Origin of the sequence: Shewanella putrefaciens, assembly GCF_016406325.1 — a bacterium.
Lineage (GTDB): Bacteria > Pseudomonadota > Gammaproteobacteria > Enterobacterales > Shewanellaceae > Shewanella > Shewanella putrefaciens.
Genome location: NZ_CP066370.1, coordinates 124,427 through 138,845 on the forward strand (window position 1 = coordinate 124,427; position 14,419 = coordinate 138,845).

12 protein-coding genes and 1 pseudogene are annotated in these 14,419 nt (G+C 45.6%); 6 read left to right on the plus strand and 7 right to left on the minus strand.

The genetic code is table 11. The features are described from left to right. Positions 1-303 (minus strand): PepSY domain-containing protein, encoded by a 303-nt coding sequence (locus JEZ96_RS00535; protein WP_011787522.1) that lies wholly within the window; start codon positions 301-303, stop codon positions 1-3. Between the two features lie 404 nt (positions 304-707). Between JEZ96_RS00535 and JEZ96_RS00540 the strand changes: the two genes are divergently transcribed. Both JEZ96_RS00540 and JEZ96_RS00545 read left to right on the plus strand, forming a co-directional pair. Continuing rightward, entirely contained in the window at positions 708-1,652 is a 945-nt protein-coding gene (locus tag JEZ96_RS00540; RefSeq protein ID WP_198779837.1) for a choice-of-anchor H family protein, read from the plus strand. A gap of 81 nt (positions 1,653-1,733) precedes the next feature. Beyond that, positions 1,734-2,207 (plus strand): peroxiredoxin, encoded by a 474-nt coding sequence (locus tag JEZ96_RS00545; protein ID WP_025008329.1) that lies wholly within the window; start codon positions 1,734-1,736, stop codon positions 2,205-2,207. Between the two features lie 80 nt (positions 2,208-2,287). On the opposite strand, the gene JEZ96_RS00550 is transcribed toward JEZ96_RS00545, so the two are convergent. The 4 genes and pseudogenes from JEZ96_RS00550 to ompR form a co-directional block, all read right to left on the minus strand. Continuing rightward, on the minus strand, positions 2,288-4,270 hold the full coding sequence (locus JEZ96_RS00550) for a methyl-accepting chemotaxis protein (RefSeq protein WP_011920252.1): 1,983 nt from the start codon (positions 4,268-4,270) through the stop codon (positions 2,288-2,290). Between the two features lie 128 nt (positions 4,271-4,398). Next, entirely contained in the window at positions 4,399-4,653 is a 255-nt protein-coding gene (locus JEZ96_RS19460; RefSeq protein WP_310794095.1) for an ATP-binding protein, read from the minus strand. Then, positions 4,608-5,714 (minus strand): annotated as a pseudogene (envZ, locus tag JEZ96_RS00555) (two-component system sensor histidine kinase EnvZ); the annotation flags it as partial. The pseudogene envZ and the gene JEZ96_RS19460, both read right to left, overlap by 46 nt. 42 nt (positions 5,715-5,756) lie before the next feature. Further along, complete coding sequence (gene ompR / locus JEZ96_RS00560; RefSeq protein ID WP_011787527.1) at positions 5,757-6,482, minus strand: osmolarity response regulator transcription factor OmpR; 726 nt, start codon at positions 6,480-6,482, stop codon at positions 5,757-5,759. Positions 6,483-6,858: 376 nt separating this feature from the next. Here ompR and greB point away from each other — a divergent pair, with 376 nt between their 5' ends. The 3 genes from greB (at position 6,859) to JEZ96_RS00575 (ending at position 12,078) form a co-directional block, all read left to right on the plus strand. After that, complete coding sequence (gene greB, locus JEZ96_RS00565) at positions 6,859-7,362, plus strand: transcription elongation factor GreB (protein WP_025008332.1); 504 nt, start codon at positions 6,859-6,861, stop codon at positions 7,360-7,362. A 159-nt stretch (positions 7,363-7,521) separates the two neighbouring features. After that, the gene (locus JEZ96_RS00570; RefSeq protein ID WP_041408289.1) at positions 7,522-9,891 is read left to right on the plus strand and encodes a Tex family protein; all 2,370 of its coding nucleotides are present in this window, start codon (positions 7,522-7,524) and stop codon (positions 9,889-9,891) included. Between the two features lie 222 nt (positions 9,892-10,113). Further along, complete coding sequence (locus JEZ96_RS00575; protein ID WP_061782927.1) at positions 10,114-12,078, plus strand: LTA synthase family protein; 1,965 nt, start codon at positions 10,114-10,116, stop codon at positions 12,076-12,078. Between the two features lie 63 nt (positions 12,079-12,141). Here the strand turns inward: JEZ96_RS00575 and JEZ96_RS00580 are convergent, their stop codons facing one another. After that, positions 12,142-12,699, minus strand: coding sequence for a hypothetical protein (locus JEZ96_RS00580; protein WP_011920224.1), 558 nt, complete (start codon positions 12,697-12,699; stop codon positions 12,142-12,144). Positions 12,700-12,760: 61 nt separating this feature from the next. Next, positions 12,761-13,555 carry a pimeloyl-ACP methyl ester esterase BioH gene (gene bioH, locus JEZ96_RS00585; RefSeq protein WP_025008334.1) on the minus strand — a complete coding sequence of 265 codons (795 nt, stop codon included), beginning with the start codon at positions 13,553-13,555 and terminating at the stop codon, positions 12,761-12,763. Positions 13,556-13,586: 31 nt separating this feature from the next. On the opposite strand from bioH, the gene JEZ96_RS00590 reads away from it, so the two are divergent. Beyond that, a complete protein-coding gene (locus tag JEZ96_RS00590; RefSeq protein ID WP_025008335.1) occupies positions 13,587-14,375 on the plus strand; it encodes an amidophosphoribosyltransferase in 789 nt (262 codons plus the stop codon). Positions 14,376-14,419 lie beyond the last annotated feature (44 nt).

Sequence of the window (14,419 nt, forward strand, 5' to 3'; positions counted from 1 at the left end):
TTAGTTCCTCGATACTCTGCCCGTTGCGGCATCTACTGATACTGAAAACACTTGACCATTAGGATCGAGAATTTTGACGCGATAACCCGAACCACTTGATTGTACGCTCAATATTTTGCCTTGATATTGGCGCTGAGCCATAGCAACGGCTTGGTCTGGACTATTAACGGCTAAACGGCGCTGTTCATTCTGCACGCCTTGGTTGCGAGACTGATTGCGATCGGTGCGTTTATCATTTGCCGCCATACTGCCAAAGGAGGCACATAAGCAGACGATCAGTGCCAATGTCATACCAAGTTTCATATTCGTTACCCGCGAATGTTCAGCGATCTTAAATTAATGAGCTACAGAGATAGCCTATCGAGTCGACTAAGCATACCCCATCACTATAGAGATCCGTCAATTGGTTAGCGTAATTCCTGTGGAATTATCGTTGGCAATTTCCTTTGCTAACGGGCTGAACTCAATATCAGTTAGTCAGTCTTATCCTATGCCTAGGCATTTAGGTGGGTTCAGTTTAGACAGTGTTATCCATGGCAGATGAATTGGGGCTGAACATATTAGTAAGCCACCTTTTAGCTACATTTAGGCATTTTGTGATTACTGTGGCTGTGGTCGACATCTTGCTATCGAATGTTCAGCTTATGTTCACTTTCATTGCACTTTAATGTCTCCAATTTGAACGGATTATCCATGGGGTCTTCAAGATGAACATACTTAACAGGCAAATAGTGGCAACAGGATCCAGAACAAGTTTATTTAAGCTAACAGCAATGACTTTACTGTTTTTGGGATCTGTTAACGTCCATGCGCAATCCCGTGATGGTGAGTCGTTAATGCCTATAGCGCCCTTTTCTGCTGCAAGTATTGGTATTGCTAAAAAAGCCGATGATGCTGAGCAAGCGGCATTTCAGGAGCAGCAAGCCTTAGCGTTACTGCAACAAGCTGCTCCCGCGAACAATGTAGGAGATGCTGCCGCCGCGGTGGTTAAATCGCTTGCACCCAGTTTATCGTCAAAGGCTGGAACGACAAAAAAAGTACAGCTTGTTGGCGCAAAACCTATGACGCGTGACCAAGTGATAGCCCAGTATGAGAGTCAATCTATCCCCCGTTCAAGTGCCGAGACTGAGAATCCCTATCGCTCGCCTGTGTACCATAGCTTTTCGATTTTTGATGCCAGTAGTCGTTTGTTCGAAGATTTTGACTATGATGGTTTTTATCAAACATTTAGTGTGACTTTTGATGTGGATGTTTACGGTAGTTATCTTAATGAAAGAGCCGATCTATTTGCGGAGCTCTATCTTAGCCGTAATGGTGGCCCTTGGGTGCGGTACTACACCACAGATGTATTTACTATTTATGGCGATTCAACTCGGGATGATTATGAAGTGTTGACGACGCTTTATACGGGCTATGCAACGGATCACTACGATGTGTTAATTGATGTTTATGAGGTAGGTTACAGCGATATCGTTGCAACCATTAGTGCCGACGAGATAGATGGTCTGTATGCACTACCGCTGGAAAGTAGCGATCGAGACAGGGGGCCAGACATTATCGTTGTCGAAGAAAGTGGTGGCGCTGTTTCTGGATATATCCTGTTATTCATAGGCTTATGTGGTGCGCTACGGATGAGTCGAGGTCGAACATAATCACTCCTTCTTTATCTCGGTATTTATCTTAGGTAAATAGGGCTAGTATGGGTAAGCTATTTTAACTAAAGGAAGAGACAAATGATTGCTCAAGGTCAAGCATTACCCGCAGGTACGTTAAGCCAACAGACTAAAGATGGCACGGTAAATCACAAAGTTGCCGAACTGTTCGCGGGGAAAAAAGTCGTACTGTTTGCCGTGCCTGGTGCGTTTACTCCAACGTGTTCTGAAGCGCATTTACCTGGCTATGTGGTATTAGCCGATCAATTTAAAGCTAAGGGCGTGGATTTGATTGCCTGTGTTGCTGTAAACGATGCCTTTGTGATGAAAGCGTGGGGCGAGGCTCAAAATGCCTCTGAATTAATGATGTTAGCCGATGGCGATGCCAGCTTTACTAAAGCTTTAGGGCTAGAGATGGATACAGCGGGTTTCGGCGGTATACGTTCGCAGCGTTATGCCATGATCATCGATAATGGCGTGGTAACATTGCTAAATGTTGAAGCACCGAAGTCATTTGAAGTGAGTAAAGCCGAAGTGGTTTTAGCAGCGCTGTAAGCTAAGTATCTATACTTAGTTTCTATACTTAACTGGTTAAAGAGTCAAAAGGGAGTCTAATCTAGGCTCCCTTTTTATATTTAAGCGGCTCGCAAATGGGGTGGTGCTTTAGTTTGATTGGCTATTCCTAGGCTAGTCTCAATATCTTCTACACTCTGCTGTACTTCTTGGGCGATGACGTCACTCTGTTGTGAACTGGTCTGCGCCTGTTGCCTTAAATTATCCATAGTACGTACAAATTCATCGAGATAATCGACTTGCTCTTTGGCGTTGAGCGAGCCTTGTTTGGCGGTATTAGCCATTTCACTGGCTTGGTTTTGTACTGTTTGCGCCACTTGCCACAGGCTCTGAGCCCGCAGTTTTTGGCTGCTGGTGGCCTGCGCTATGCCATCGACACTCTCACTGAGCGCATGATTCGATTGGGTCAGTTGCTGCAGAATCTTCACGATTTCGTTCAAGGATGTTTGAGTGCGTTGGCTTAAATTACGTACTTCGTCGGCGACGACGGCAAAACCGCGGCCTTGTTCACCAGCCCTTGCCGCTTCAATGGCAGCATTAAGGGCGAGTAAATTAGTTTGTTCAGCAATATTACTAATCACATCAATGATTTTTGATACATCAGTGACAGAGGTATTTAAACTTTCGAGGGAGGCATGGCATAGCCCGACCGCAGTTTGAGTCTGCTCGGTTGCACTGAGTACCGCTTCAGCTTCAGTTTGGCTCGATTGCATTTGGCGCATTGTTTCTGCGGCGCTATTTTCCACGAGGGCTGAGGTATGGCTGACTTCATTGGCGAGGCTGCGGATATGTTCAGTTTGTGTTTGAGTTTCTGTCACTATCGTCTGTGTATTTTCGGTATGCACAGAGAGTTGGTTGATCCGTGCAACCAGTTGACGCAAGGACTGTGAAACTTTAGTTATCTGCTGGCGTTGTGTTTCATCTTCCAATTCAAAGCGTTGTAATAATTGATTAAAGTGTCCCGCGATTTGCCCTGTTTCACAACGTCTATTGATATCTAATCTCTCACGACTGTTCGCTTCGCTTAATTTCATAAAGGCTTGATTAAGGCGTTTAAGCGGTTTCACAACGCGATTTTGTTGCAGGATTAAATAGCCTATGGCGAATAGTGCCATGATGGACACCATGGTATAGAGGATCAGTTGTAGCTCAGATTTGAGTTGCTGATTTTTTGCGGCTTGGGCATCACCTAGAGCGATAAGCTGTTGTTCCACTTTGCTAATGGCTTGGATAAGCTGTTCCTGCATTTCTTGATTGGTTTGCAGCTGTTGGTGGGTGTTGGCGACTTCTTTACTGTACCTATTGCTCAGGCTTAATAGCTCACTGCGGTCATTCTCACCGATTTCAATTTGTTCTGGCTCGCTACCACCAAGGGCAAATTCATCGGCTTCTTGAATTTCATATATGCCAATCAATGGCAGAGCATTTAGGGCCTCCCGCCAAGTATCCAACTCTTTTATTGTGCTATCCAAAATTCCCTTTAGTTTCTGATTTTTCCCGATCAAATAACCTTCGGTAAGTTGGGAGAGTTCATACACAATTGAAGGTAAATCACGGCTAAGTTGCAGATATTGCTCGGCGACAAGGGCATTAATTGTTGCTCCTTTATCTGCATACTGGCTCAGGCGGCGGTTGTACCCCATCATTTCTGATTCCGCATGGGCAAGCAATTTCCGAGGATCTCCCGCGAGTTTGCCTGCGGCGAGGTACTTAGTCTCTAAATCTTGGATGAAGCTGCTTAAGCCTATCTGCAACTCATTATCTGTCGCCCCCACAGTGGCGAGATTTAACTGCGCGAGCTGATCCTTAATGGTGATGAGTTTGGTTTTGGCTTGCTCAAGTTGACCGGCATTACCAGTGACTAAATAGCCATCGAGATCGCGGCGGACACCGACAAGGAAATCCTGTTGAATGTTTTGTAGTGAATGAGTTTGTTGCTCAATTTGCTGTCTCTGAGTGCTGCTCCATAGCACTACTGCCGCTAATAATCCCGCGAGTAATAGCAATAGGGCTGAGGCAGAAAGTGATAGCGTTGAAATTTTCATGTTGCAATCTTCATAATGGTCAGAGCCAGTTAACTGCCCTGAGTTTATGAATTTAACGTGACACAAATATTACAGAAGATGAGTTGAATACCTACATTGTCATTTGATCTGCTGATATGTGACGTAGGTTATTCCAGTGGTAACCAAACCTGTGCCTTTAATCCTCCTTCCTTGCGGTTTGAGAGTATTATTTGTCCTTGGTGACGGTCAATAATTCGTTTAATAATGGCAAGCCCGAGGCCTGATCCCACACTGCCGCGAGCGATATCTCCTTGAGTAAAGGGTTGAAATAGCTTCTGTATTTGTGATTCATCAATCCCTGGGCCATTATCTTCAACACTAAAACCGATTCGCTTTCCATCGTATTGTGAGCTAATGCGTATCCAGCCAGATCCATAGCGGAAGGCGTTTCGACTAAGTTGCTCAGTACTCGTTTAATGGCGATAGCTTGGAATAGTGCCTCGGGGCAATCGGTCAGTACCATTTCAATTTCACCAGCACGATTTGCTTCGGCTTGGACAATATCTTGGATAAGTTTATTGATTTGGGCTAACTCGCGGTTGGCTTCCTGATCTTGACGTATATAAGCAATAAATTGGCTGATAATGGCATCCATATCTTCAATATCGTTGACGATACCGTCTTTAAGATATTGGTCTTCTTCAACCATCATTTCCGAAGCGAGACGAATTCGCGTGAGTGGAGTACGCAAATCATGGGAAATGCCCGCCATCAACAGCGCCCTGTCTTGCTCCAATTGCTTCATGCTGTGTGCCATCTGATTGAAGGCATTGGTCACTTCGACAATTTCACTTGAGCCTTTGAGCGGCAAGGGATCGGGGAATTCACCGCGGGAGACCGAAATGGCCGCTTTTTGTAGCCGCCGAAGAGGGCGATTTTGTTGGCGGGCAAACCACCAACCACCGGCCACGCTAAGCGCACCAATCACGATTAGATACAGAGTCAGTGGTGAAAGATCCGATACATTTTGACCAATCAATGGCACTTTAATCCATACCGAAGGTGCCTGTGGCGGTCGAATCCAAATCTGCAGTACGCTGCCATGGGTTACTCTAACCTCCGCTTCGCCACCAAGATATTCCGACATCTGTGACGACCAGAAGCCATAATAAGTTGCTTGCTCAATACCAGCTTCACGGGCCTGTTGTTGGTTGTAAATCTTCATTCCATCATCATGGACTTTAGCATTGAGGGCATCGACTATCGTTAAATGTTCGCGGCCGATATCAATGCCATCCACAAACAGCAGTTTGACTTGACGGGCAATCAGTTGATTAATTTGCTGGTAACTGGGTTTGAGTACATAAACAGCAACGGTAACGTAAGACACCAGCTGATTGATCAGTAATAAGCAACCAATCAGCATCACGGTTTGACTAAACGCGCTACGTGGTAGAAATCGCTGCCACAACTTACGTTTCATAGTCGTGCCAATAAGGGGACAAAATTAAGCACGCAACGCACTTCATCGACGCGCCGCACCATCGGGCACAAACACATAACCTAGGCCCCAAACTGTTTGAATATAACGAGGATTGGCAGGATCTTTCTCAATTAAACGGCGAAGACGCGACACTTGAACGTCAATAGAACGCTCTAATGCGGAATAATCGCGGCCGCGTGCAAGGTTCATCAGCTTATCCCGAGACAAAGGTTCGCGGGGATGGGTGACTAACACCTTAAGCACGGCAAACTCACCGCTGGTGAGCGCAATCGCTTCATCACCGTGGTACATCTCGCGGGTGGCGAGATCCAGTGAGAATTCACCAAAACTGATCTCGGCTTCTTGTTGTGCTGGTGCGCCAGGCACTTCTAAGGTTTGGCGGCGCATCACGGCTTTAATTCGGGCGAGTAATTCCCGTGGATTAAAAGGCTTTGGCAGGTAATCATCGGCACCTAACTCAAGGCCAATAATACGATCCACTTCGTCACCTTTAGCGGTGAGCATCACAATTGGAATGAGGCTACCTTGTTGACGTAAGCGTCGACAAATCGATAAACCATCTTCGCCGGGTAACATTAAATCGAGCACTAAAAGATGGAAATTTTCCCGCTCTAATAGGCGATCCATCTGCTCGGCATTGGCCGCACTGCGTACCTGATAGCCTTGCTCCATCAGGTAACGCTCGAGTAACGCTCTTAGGCGCATATCATCATCGACGACGAGGATTTTCGAGGTTTCTTGTCCCATGGGGTATCCTTTAATTACTCGGATTAATGCTTTATTCTTGCTGCCTTGATGCAGTAAAGAGTAACTGGCTGAAATTGAAAATGAATCTGCCTAATATAGCCGCATTCAGCCTAAGCGACTAGCGCATCATATTGGCTGATATGCGATTAATGCTGAAATTTTCCGTTCAATGTTAATACTAAGCAAATGAAAATGCATGATAATCATGGCATTTATTCACTATCGGTATGAAATTGTAACTAAATTGGCATTGTCGCCTCGGAAGTGTCGGAATGCTTTTCTGTAGGTGGTTAACTTTAGCTGTTAGTCTGAGTATCATCTGTCCATATTTGCCCTTATCAATTGCGGCAGTTTTATTTAATTATCGAGTCAGAACATGAAAGCGCATTTGATCACCCGCCAAGGTTGGTTAGCCTTAGATAAAGAATTGAAATATTTGTGGAAAGAATATCGGCCGCAGATCACTCTTAAAGTCCAAGAGGCCGCGGCACAGGGCGATAGAAGTGAGAACGCGGATTACACTTATAACAAGCGTTTGTTAAGACAAATTGATAGCCGTGTCAGATACTTAGTTAAGCGATTAGAAGAGTTAAAGATTGTCGACTATTCGCCGCAGCAGGAAGGTAAAATTTACTTTGGCGCTTGGTTTGAGCTTGAAAACGACGCGGGCGAGCGGGTGCGTTATCGGATCGTCGGTAAAGATGAGCTCGATACTAAACTGGGCTATATCACTATCGACTCGCCTATGGCGCGCGCTTTAATTGGCAAGCAAGTAGATGATGAAGTCGTTGTGCAAACACCATCTGGCCAAAAAGATTGGTATATCAATGAGATACGTTATACACCATTTGAAAATCCTTCGGCCAGCGTAACGGATTAACCCTCGATGGTTATATGTAGGATGGCTTAGGTGTCCGATTATCATTGCGCAGAAGATCAAACTCTGTGATTTGATGCTGGCTTTAGCATGAAATTGATCATGCGCCTGTGGTATCGTGGGCGCAATTACGACTCATCCGTTAAACACGATATTTTATTTATGCAAACGACTTCCCAAACCATTGCACATAACATCGCTCAAATCATTGCCCAAGAACTGAATGTTCGTGAGCAGCAAGTTACCGCGACCATAGCATTGCTCGACGATGGGGCTACCGTTCCTTTTGTGGCGCGCTACCGTAAAGAAGCTACCGGTGGCTTAGATGATACCCAATTACGTACCCTACATAGTCGTTTAGCCTATCTGCGAGAGTTGAACGATAGACGCCAAGTGATTTTGTCCAGTATTCAGGCTCAAGGTAAATTAACCGCAGAGCTGCAATTTGCTATTGATAGTGCCGACAGTAAGACTCGCCTCGAAGATCTCTATTTACCCTTCAAACCTAAGCGCCGTACTAAAGGGCAAATCGCCATTGAAGCGGGTCTTGAACCATTAGCCGATGCACTGCTTGCGGATCGCAATGCCGATACCGAAGCGCTGGCTGCGGATTATATCAATGAAAATGCTGGTTTTGCCGATACTAAAGCCGTGCTCGAAGGTGCCCGTTATATTTTGATGGAACGCTATGCCGAAGATGCGGAACTATTGCGCAAAGTGCGTGAGCATTTAAGCCAAAACAGCGTATTAGAAAGCCGTGTGATCGCGGGTAAAGAAAAAGAGGGCGCTAAGTTCCGTGACTATTTCGAGCACAATGAGTTGTTATCTAAAGTGCCGTCACACCGCGCTTTAGCTATGTTACGTGGTCGCAATGAAGGCTTTTTATCCTTATCAATGAATGCCGACCCTAATGCACAAGCAGGTCAAGGCAGTTACTGTGAAGTGATTATTGCAGATCATTTAGGCTTGAAACTGGGCGATAGCAGTGTTGACCAATGGTTAAAAACCGTAGTGACGGCAACATGGCGCATCAAGATAGCCCTGCAAATGGAGACCGAGTTTATTTCGCAAATGCGTGAACGTGCTGAAGCCGAAGCCATTAAGGTCTTTGCCCGTAACTTGGGCGATTTACTGATGGCGGCCCCCGCTGGTGCAAAAGCCACCATGGGACTCGATCCTGGTTTACGTACTGGTGTTAAAGTGGCTGTGGTGGATAACACGGGTAAGCTCCTTAGCCATGCGACAATTTTCCCCCATGCACCGCAAAATTTATGGGAAAAATCGATTCGTACTTTAGCCAACCTTGTGAATATGCATAAGGTTGAACTGATCGCAATTGGTAACGGTACCGCCTCCCGCGAAACCGACAAACTTGCCGCTGAATTAATTGCCAGCCTTACGGACACTCATCCACATTTAACTAAGGTGATGGTTAGTGAAGCGGGTGCCTCGGTTTATTCTGCTTCAGAATTAGCGGCGCTAGAATTTCCTGAACTCGATGTCTCTATTCGCGGCGCAGTTTCTATCGCCCGCCGTCTGCAAGATCCTCTGGCTGAGTTAGTGAAAATTGAGCCTAAGTCTATCGGAGTCGGTCAATATCAGCATGATGTTAGTCAAAGCCAATTATCTAGCTCGCTTGAAGCCGTAGTCGAAGACTGTGTAAACGGTGTGGGTGTTGATTTGAATATGGCCTCAGTGCCGTTATTGTCGCAAGTCGCTGGTTTAAATAAGACCTTAGCGAAAAATGTGGTCGATTACCGTGATGCCAATGGTCAGTTTAAAAACCGTAAAGAGCTACTTAAAGTGCCTCGTTTAGGGCCAAAGGCTTATGAGCAAGCCGCGGGTTTTTTACGTATTCGTGAAGGAGATAATCCGCTCGATATGTCTGCCGTGCATCCAGAAGCTTATTCGCTGGTGGAAACCATAGCCAAAGCTAAACAGGTTGAATTAGCGAGTCTTATTGGTAACTCAGAACTGTTACGAACGATTAATGCACAGGAGTTTATCACGCCGGAATTTGGTCTCCCTACCGTGACCGATATTTTAGCCGAGCTGGATAAACCGGGACGCGATCCCCGCGGTGAGTTTAAAACCGCTAAGTTTAAAGAGGGGATTGAAGAACTTAAGCATCTCAAACCCGAAATGATCCTCGAAGGTGTAGTGACGAACGTGACTAACTTTGGTGCCTTTGTCGATATCGGTGTGCATCAAGACGGTTTAGTCCATATTTCTTCATTGACCGACAAATTTATCAGCGATCCCCACACAGTGGTGAAAGCGGGTGATGTGGTGAAGGTTAAAGTGATGGAAGTGGACGTTGAGCGCCGTCGTATTGGTTTGAGTATGCGTTTGGACGAGGCGATTGATCAAAACAATGCTCAGGTTAAGCATTCATCGCAAACCAAAGCCAATCACAAATTGACTTCGTCAGGTAAAACCGCTCGCCCAGCTCAAAAGCCCGCGCCGAAAGCGCCCGCGAATGCGGCTATGGGTAACGCTTTTGCCGATGCTTTCGCTAAACTGAAAAAGTAAACCTCGCTGACTCAGACTCAGACTCGGACAATCCTGTGTCCGAGTCGACACTTTCCATCTATTATTTACAAAACTGTTGCAAAATTGTGTCATTAAAGAATATAAAGTCGACGCTTAATGCAACCTTAAGAAAAGTCGGGTGTCATACAAGCACTTCTTTATTGATTTTTCTCAAATAGACACTCCAAAGCAGAGTGGACATTGATTGTTTTGGGGTAATAGATGTTGTCAGTTTTATCTGCTCGCGGACGTGGTCACGCCTACGGACCTTTTCACGCCATCCTTATTTTCTGCCTATTGGTGTTGTTCGTTACTACCGTTAGCCGTATTTGTTTAGGCCTATGGCAAGCTGAACGCGTGGTGGCTGTCGAAGGCTGGTCACACCTTCTATTACAAGGGCTACGTGTTGATATTGCTACTTTGTGCTGGTTGTGGGGTATAGCTGCACTTGGTACGGCTTTGTTTTCTGGAGATCATTTTGTTGGCCGTTTATGGCAACCCATTTTACGGATATGGCTAACTTTTGGGCTATGGGTCATTGTATTTTTAGAAATATCAACGCCAACTTTCATCGAAGAATATGGTATTCGTCCTAATCGCTTGTATGTGGAGTATTTGATTTATCCCAAAGAAGTGCTTTCTATGCTGTGGGCAGGTCGAAAAGTTGAACTGATTTTCTCTGTGATCGTTAGCATGGCAACGCTTTGGGGAGGATGGGTGTTAAGTGGCAAGCTAACAAGCTATTTACGCTTTCCTCGTTGGTATTGGCGTCCTGTGTTAGCTGGCGTTGTGGTGGTTTTAGCTTTTCTTGGTGCTCGCTCAACATTAGGCCATCGACCACTTAATCCTGCTATGGTGGCTTTTGCCGATGACCCACTGGTGAATTCACTTGTCACTAACTCATCCTATTCCTTAGTTTTTGCCATCAAGCAAATGGGAAACGAAGAAGATGCAGCGGAAGTTTATGGTGATTTAAATGATGCTGAGATTATCGCGACGATAAGACAAGAGAGTGGTCGTCCAGCAAGTGCGTTTACATCAACAGATGTGCCTTCACTTAGCTTTAACCAAGCCAGTTATACTGGTAAACCAAAGAACCTAGTTATCCTATTGCAAGAAAGTTTAGGTGCACGATTTGTAGGCAGTTTGGGTGGTTTACCACTGACACCAAATATCGATGCTTTATCTCAAGAAGGTTGGTATTTTGATCATTTATATGCCACAGGTACACGTTCAGTCCGTGGAATCGAGGCGGTAACAACGGGGTTTACGCCGACACCTGCACGGGCTGTGGTTAAGCTAGGGAAGAGTCAAACAGGTTTTTTCTCTATCGCTGAACTTCTTAAAAACCATGGTTATACAACGCAGTTTATCTATGGTGGTGAGAGCCATTTCGATAATATGCGCAGCTTTTTTTTAGGTAATGGCTTTAGCGATATCATAGAGCAAAAGGATTATAAGTCGCCTGCTTTTGTGGGGTCTTGGGGTGTTTCAGATGAAGATCTTATGCGTAAGGCAAACGGTGAGTTTGAACGGCTACATAATGAAGGTAAGCCATTCTTTAGTTTAGTGTTCAGTTCAACGAACCATGACCCATTCGAATTCCCTGATGATCGTATCGAACTCTATGAACAACCAAAGCAGACTCGAAATAACGCCGCCAAATATGCAGACTATGCCATTGGTGAGTTTTTCAAGCTTGCCAAGAATGCTGCATATTGGAAGGATACGATTTTTATCGTGGTTGCCGATCATGATAGTCGAGTCGTAGGTGCTGATCTCGTACCTGTTTCGCGTTTTCGTATTCCTGGGTTGATTATAGGGGATGGTGTTACACCAAAACGTGATCATCGAATCGTGAGTCAAATTGATTTGCCGCCAACACTGTTGTCTTTGATGGGTATTTCAGATTCATACCCCATGCTTGGTCGTGATTTAACCAAAGTCAGTGATGATTGGGCTGGGCGAGCTTTGATGCAATACGATAAAAACTTTGCACTGATGGAAGGAAAAGATGTCGTCATTTTGCAACCAGAAAAAGCTGCGCAAGGTTTTCAATATAATCAGAAAACGGAGCAATTAACGCCCTATATTCCCGCAGCTAAAATGCTTGAGAAAAAAGCCTTAAGCTGGGCACTGTGGGGGAGTTTAGCTTATCAGCAAGAGCTGTATCGGTTACCAAAATAAGGTTTATTCTTAATGAAAAATGCCGCAACTTCGCGGCATTTTTGTTGGACGAAATGGTAGACATTAAATCCAAGTTGACATGGCAGATTCAGGCTCTGGTCGAGTCTGTTGCTCATAAAATTGACTAATACGTTGTCCAACTTGTTGATAAAACTGCATAGATTCGCCCTGAATCGACGGCTGAGTCGTGCTCGTATTATTGTTTTTAGGGCGAGTATTTATATGAGTAGTATCCCCTTGAGCGACTTTTAAGCGTATGTCCTTACGCTGCAATGCTGCTTGACCTCGAGTCGCTATCTTTACTAATTTTGATTGCACTCGTTCAGCCATGACAACAGGGGCTTTTTTCTCTTGTTGTTGCTGGTTTTGCTGCTGAGATGATTGCTGTTGTTGCTGTTTATCTTGAACTTGTTGCTGATTATGCTCAATCAGTCGTGCCTGTTGCTGAGCTTGATCCGCTGTACGTTCATTCTGTGGATTAAAGGCGCGTTCTTCGTGCGCTTTCGTTGCCTGTTGGGGAGGAATGACCACAGGCTTGAGTTGGTTGTCGACCCGAGCTAAGTCCGTCGCGACATTGCTGGTCGCTAGCGGCACTTGTGGGTAATTACTGACAACTAACATGGAAAATTCCTTGAAGCACTAATGGTTAAATACTAGCCACTAATTGCTTAAAGATAAAGCATCAGCGGGTGTGTATTGCTAACCAAGGCAAAAATACTTTTAAAAAATCGTCGCGATGCGAAAAGAAGGGAGCATGCGAAGCTTTGGCTAGCATCGCATCTTCAATTTGGTCACCTGTTGGCATTTGGGGTTGTACACGTTTTGGCACTAAACCATCGAGTCGCCCCCACACCCTAAGCCAAGGTTGTTGAAGTGCTGAAAGTTGTGGCCTTAAGTCTACTTTGGTCAGCATACTCAGGCCTTGGCTTAGGGCTTTGGTATCTGGCAAAGGGCGGGAAAGCACAAGATCGCGTAGTTGTTTGATGTCTTCCTTGGCGGTTTCGCTACCCATGGCTTGAATCGCCAGAAATCTCTCTATAGTTTTAGGTAAATTTTGGCCGAGTTGTTCTCTAAATTGATTAAGGACTTGTGGCGGAATGCCCGGCCATGCTTCGTCTTCCCTTGCCATAAAGCAAGGGGATGAGGCAATAGTAATCAAGCCTTTGATTTTTTGTGGATAACTTAACGCTGCCTGAGTCGCAACGAGCCCACCGAGTGACCAGCCAGCCCAAATAGCGTGTTCAGGCAATGCAGCGACTAAGGTATCGACCCAGGTTGATAGGCTACCTTCAACCATTTGGCTATGGCCAAAGCCCGGCAAGTCGACATAGTGCACCCTATACTGAGAGAGTGACTCATATAATGGGGTAAACACAGTGCTATTCACTCCCCAACCATGAAGCATGACCAGATCTGGCCCTTTGCCTCTGGTTTCAATATGCAAATTTACTGGGTTTGTGGGGATCACTTGGCTCACTTGAGTGCCTCTAAATGGATTAGGTGGATATATGCCGCACATTGTCAAAGGGATTTGGCCGCAATCTGCTTTGCGGATAATGCGTCTAGGATATCAACTCTGCATAACTTGGTTGGCGGGCAGTTTACCTAACCGTTGTCTTCTGTGCCACCAATCCATGCAAGCGCCAGAAACGGGGATTTGTATGGCTTGCCTACAAACGGGTTTATACCATAGTCCCATTTGTCTTGGTTGTGGCAGGTCAATGCTGCTTGAAATGGATTATTGCGGTGCATGCCAAAAATATTCACCCCATAAGATCGTTGCCCCCTGCAGTTATCACCAAGGTTTAGGGACTTGGGTTGGTGCAATTAAGTACCAAGGTCAACTTGCGGCATTGCCTATACTCTGTCGTGCCTTGGTTGCGCGAATTAACCACCTTGAGCAGTTGGGCTTATTAACGCTTCCCCAAGCGATAGTACCAGTGCCATTGCACCCCAAACGCTTACAGCAAAGAGGGTTTAATCAGGCTTGGTTGATTGCCCATGAGTTGTCTCAACGCTTACAGTTGCCCTTAGTTGACCAAGGATTAACGCGGCGACAGGATACCCGTCCGCAGGCAGGATTGAACGGTGCGCAGCGGCGGCGTAATCTACAGGATGCATTTATGTTAGATGACGACTTTGCTTATCAGCGTATTGCACTGGTAGATGATGTCGTCACAACGGGGACCACAGTCGCTGAAATTGCCCGTTTATTTGAAGCGCGATACGTGCATGTACAAATATGGTGTCTTGCACGAGCCGAAGCGCCAGGTTTGTTGGATACAACGGACTTATAGTTAAAACAGATCGCGGTAGTTTAGCGTTACGAACGTCAAAACTA

What these genes read in the sequence shown, in the direction of transcription:
- JEZ96_RS00535 (WP_011787522.1), bottom strand. Translation starts at nt 303, where the DNA reads ATGAAACTTGGTATGACATTGGCACTGATCGTCTGCTTATGTGCCTCC.
- JEZ96_RS00540 (WP_198779837.1), top strand. Translation starts at nt 708, where the DNA reads ATGAACATACTTAACAGGCAAATAGTGGCAACAGGATCCAGAACAAGT.
- JEZ96_RS00545 (WP_025008329.1), top strand. Translation starts at nt 1,734, where the DNA reads ATGATTGCTCAAGGTCAAGCATTACCCGCAGGTACGTTAAGCCAACAG.
- JEZ96_RS00550 (WP_011920252.1), bottom strand. Translation starts at nt 4,270, where the DNA reads ATGAAAATTTCAACGCTATCACTTTCTGCCTCAGCCCTATTGCTATTA.
- ompR (WP_011787527.1), bottom strand. Translation starts at nt 6,482, where the DNA reads ATGGGACAAGAAACCTCGAAAATCCTCGTCGTCGATGATGATATGCGC.
- greB (WP_025008332.1), top strand. Translation starts at nt 6,859, where the DNA reads ATGAAAGCGCATTTGATCACCCGCCAAGGTTGGTTAGCCTTAGATAAA.
- JEZ96_RS00570 (WP_041408289.1), top strand. Translation starts at nt 7,522, where the DNA reads ATGCAAACGACTTCCCAAACCATTGCACATAACATCGCTCAAATCATT.
- JEZ96_RS00575 (WP_061782927.1), top strand. Translation starts at nt 10,114, where the DNA reads ATGTTGTCAGTTTTATCTGCTCGCGGACGTGGTCACGCCTACGGACCT.
- JEZ96_RS00580 (WP_011920224.1), bottom strand. Translation starts at nt 12,699, where the DNA reads ATGTTAGTTGTCAGTAATTACCCACAAGTGCCGCTAGCGACCAGCAAT.
- JEZ96_RS00590 (WP_025008335.1), top strand. Translation starts at nt 13,587, where the DNA reads ATGCCGCACATTGTCAAAGGGATTTGGCCGCAATCTGCTTTGCGGATA.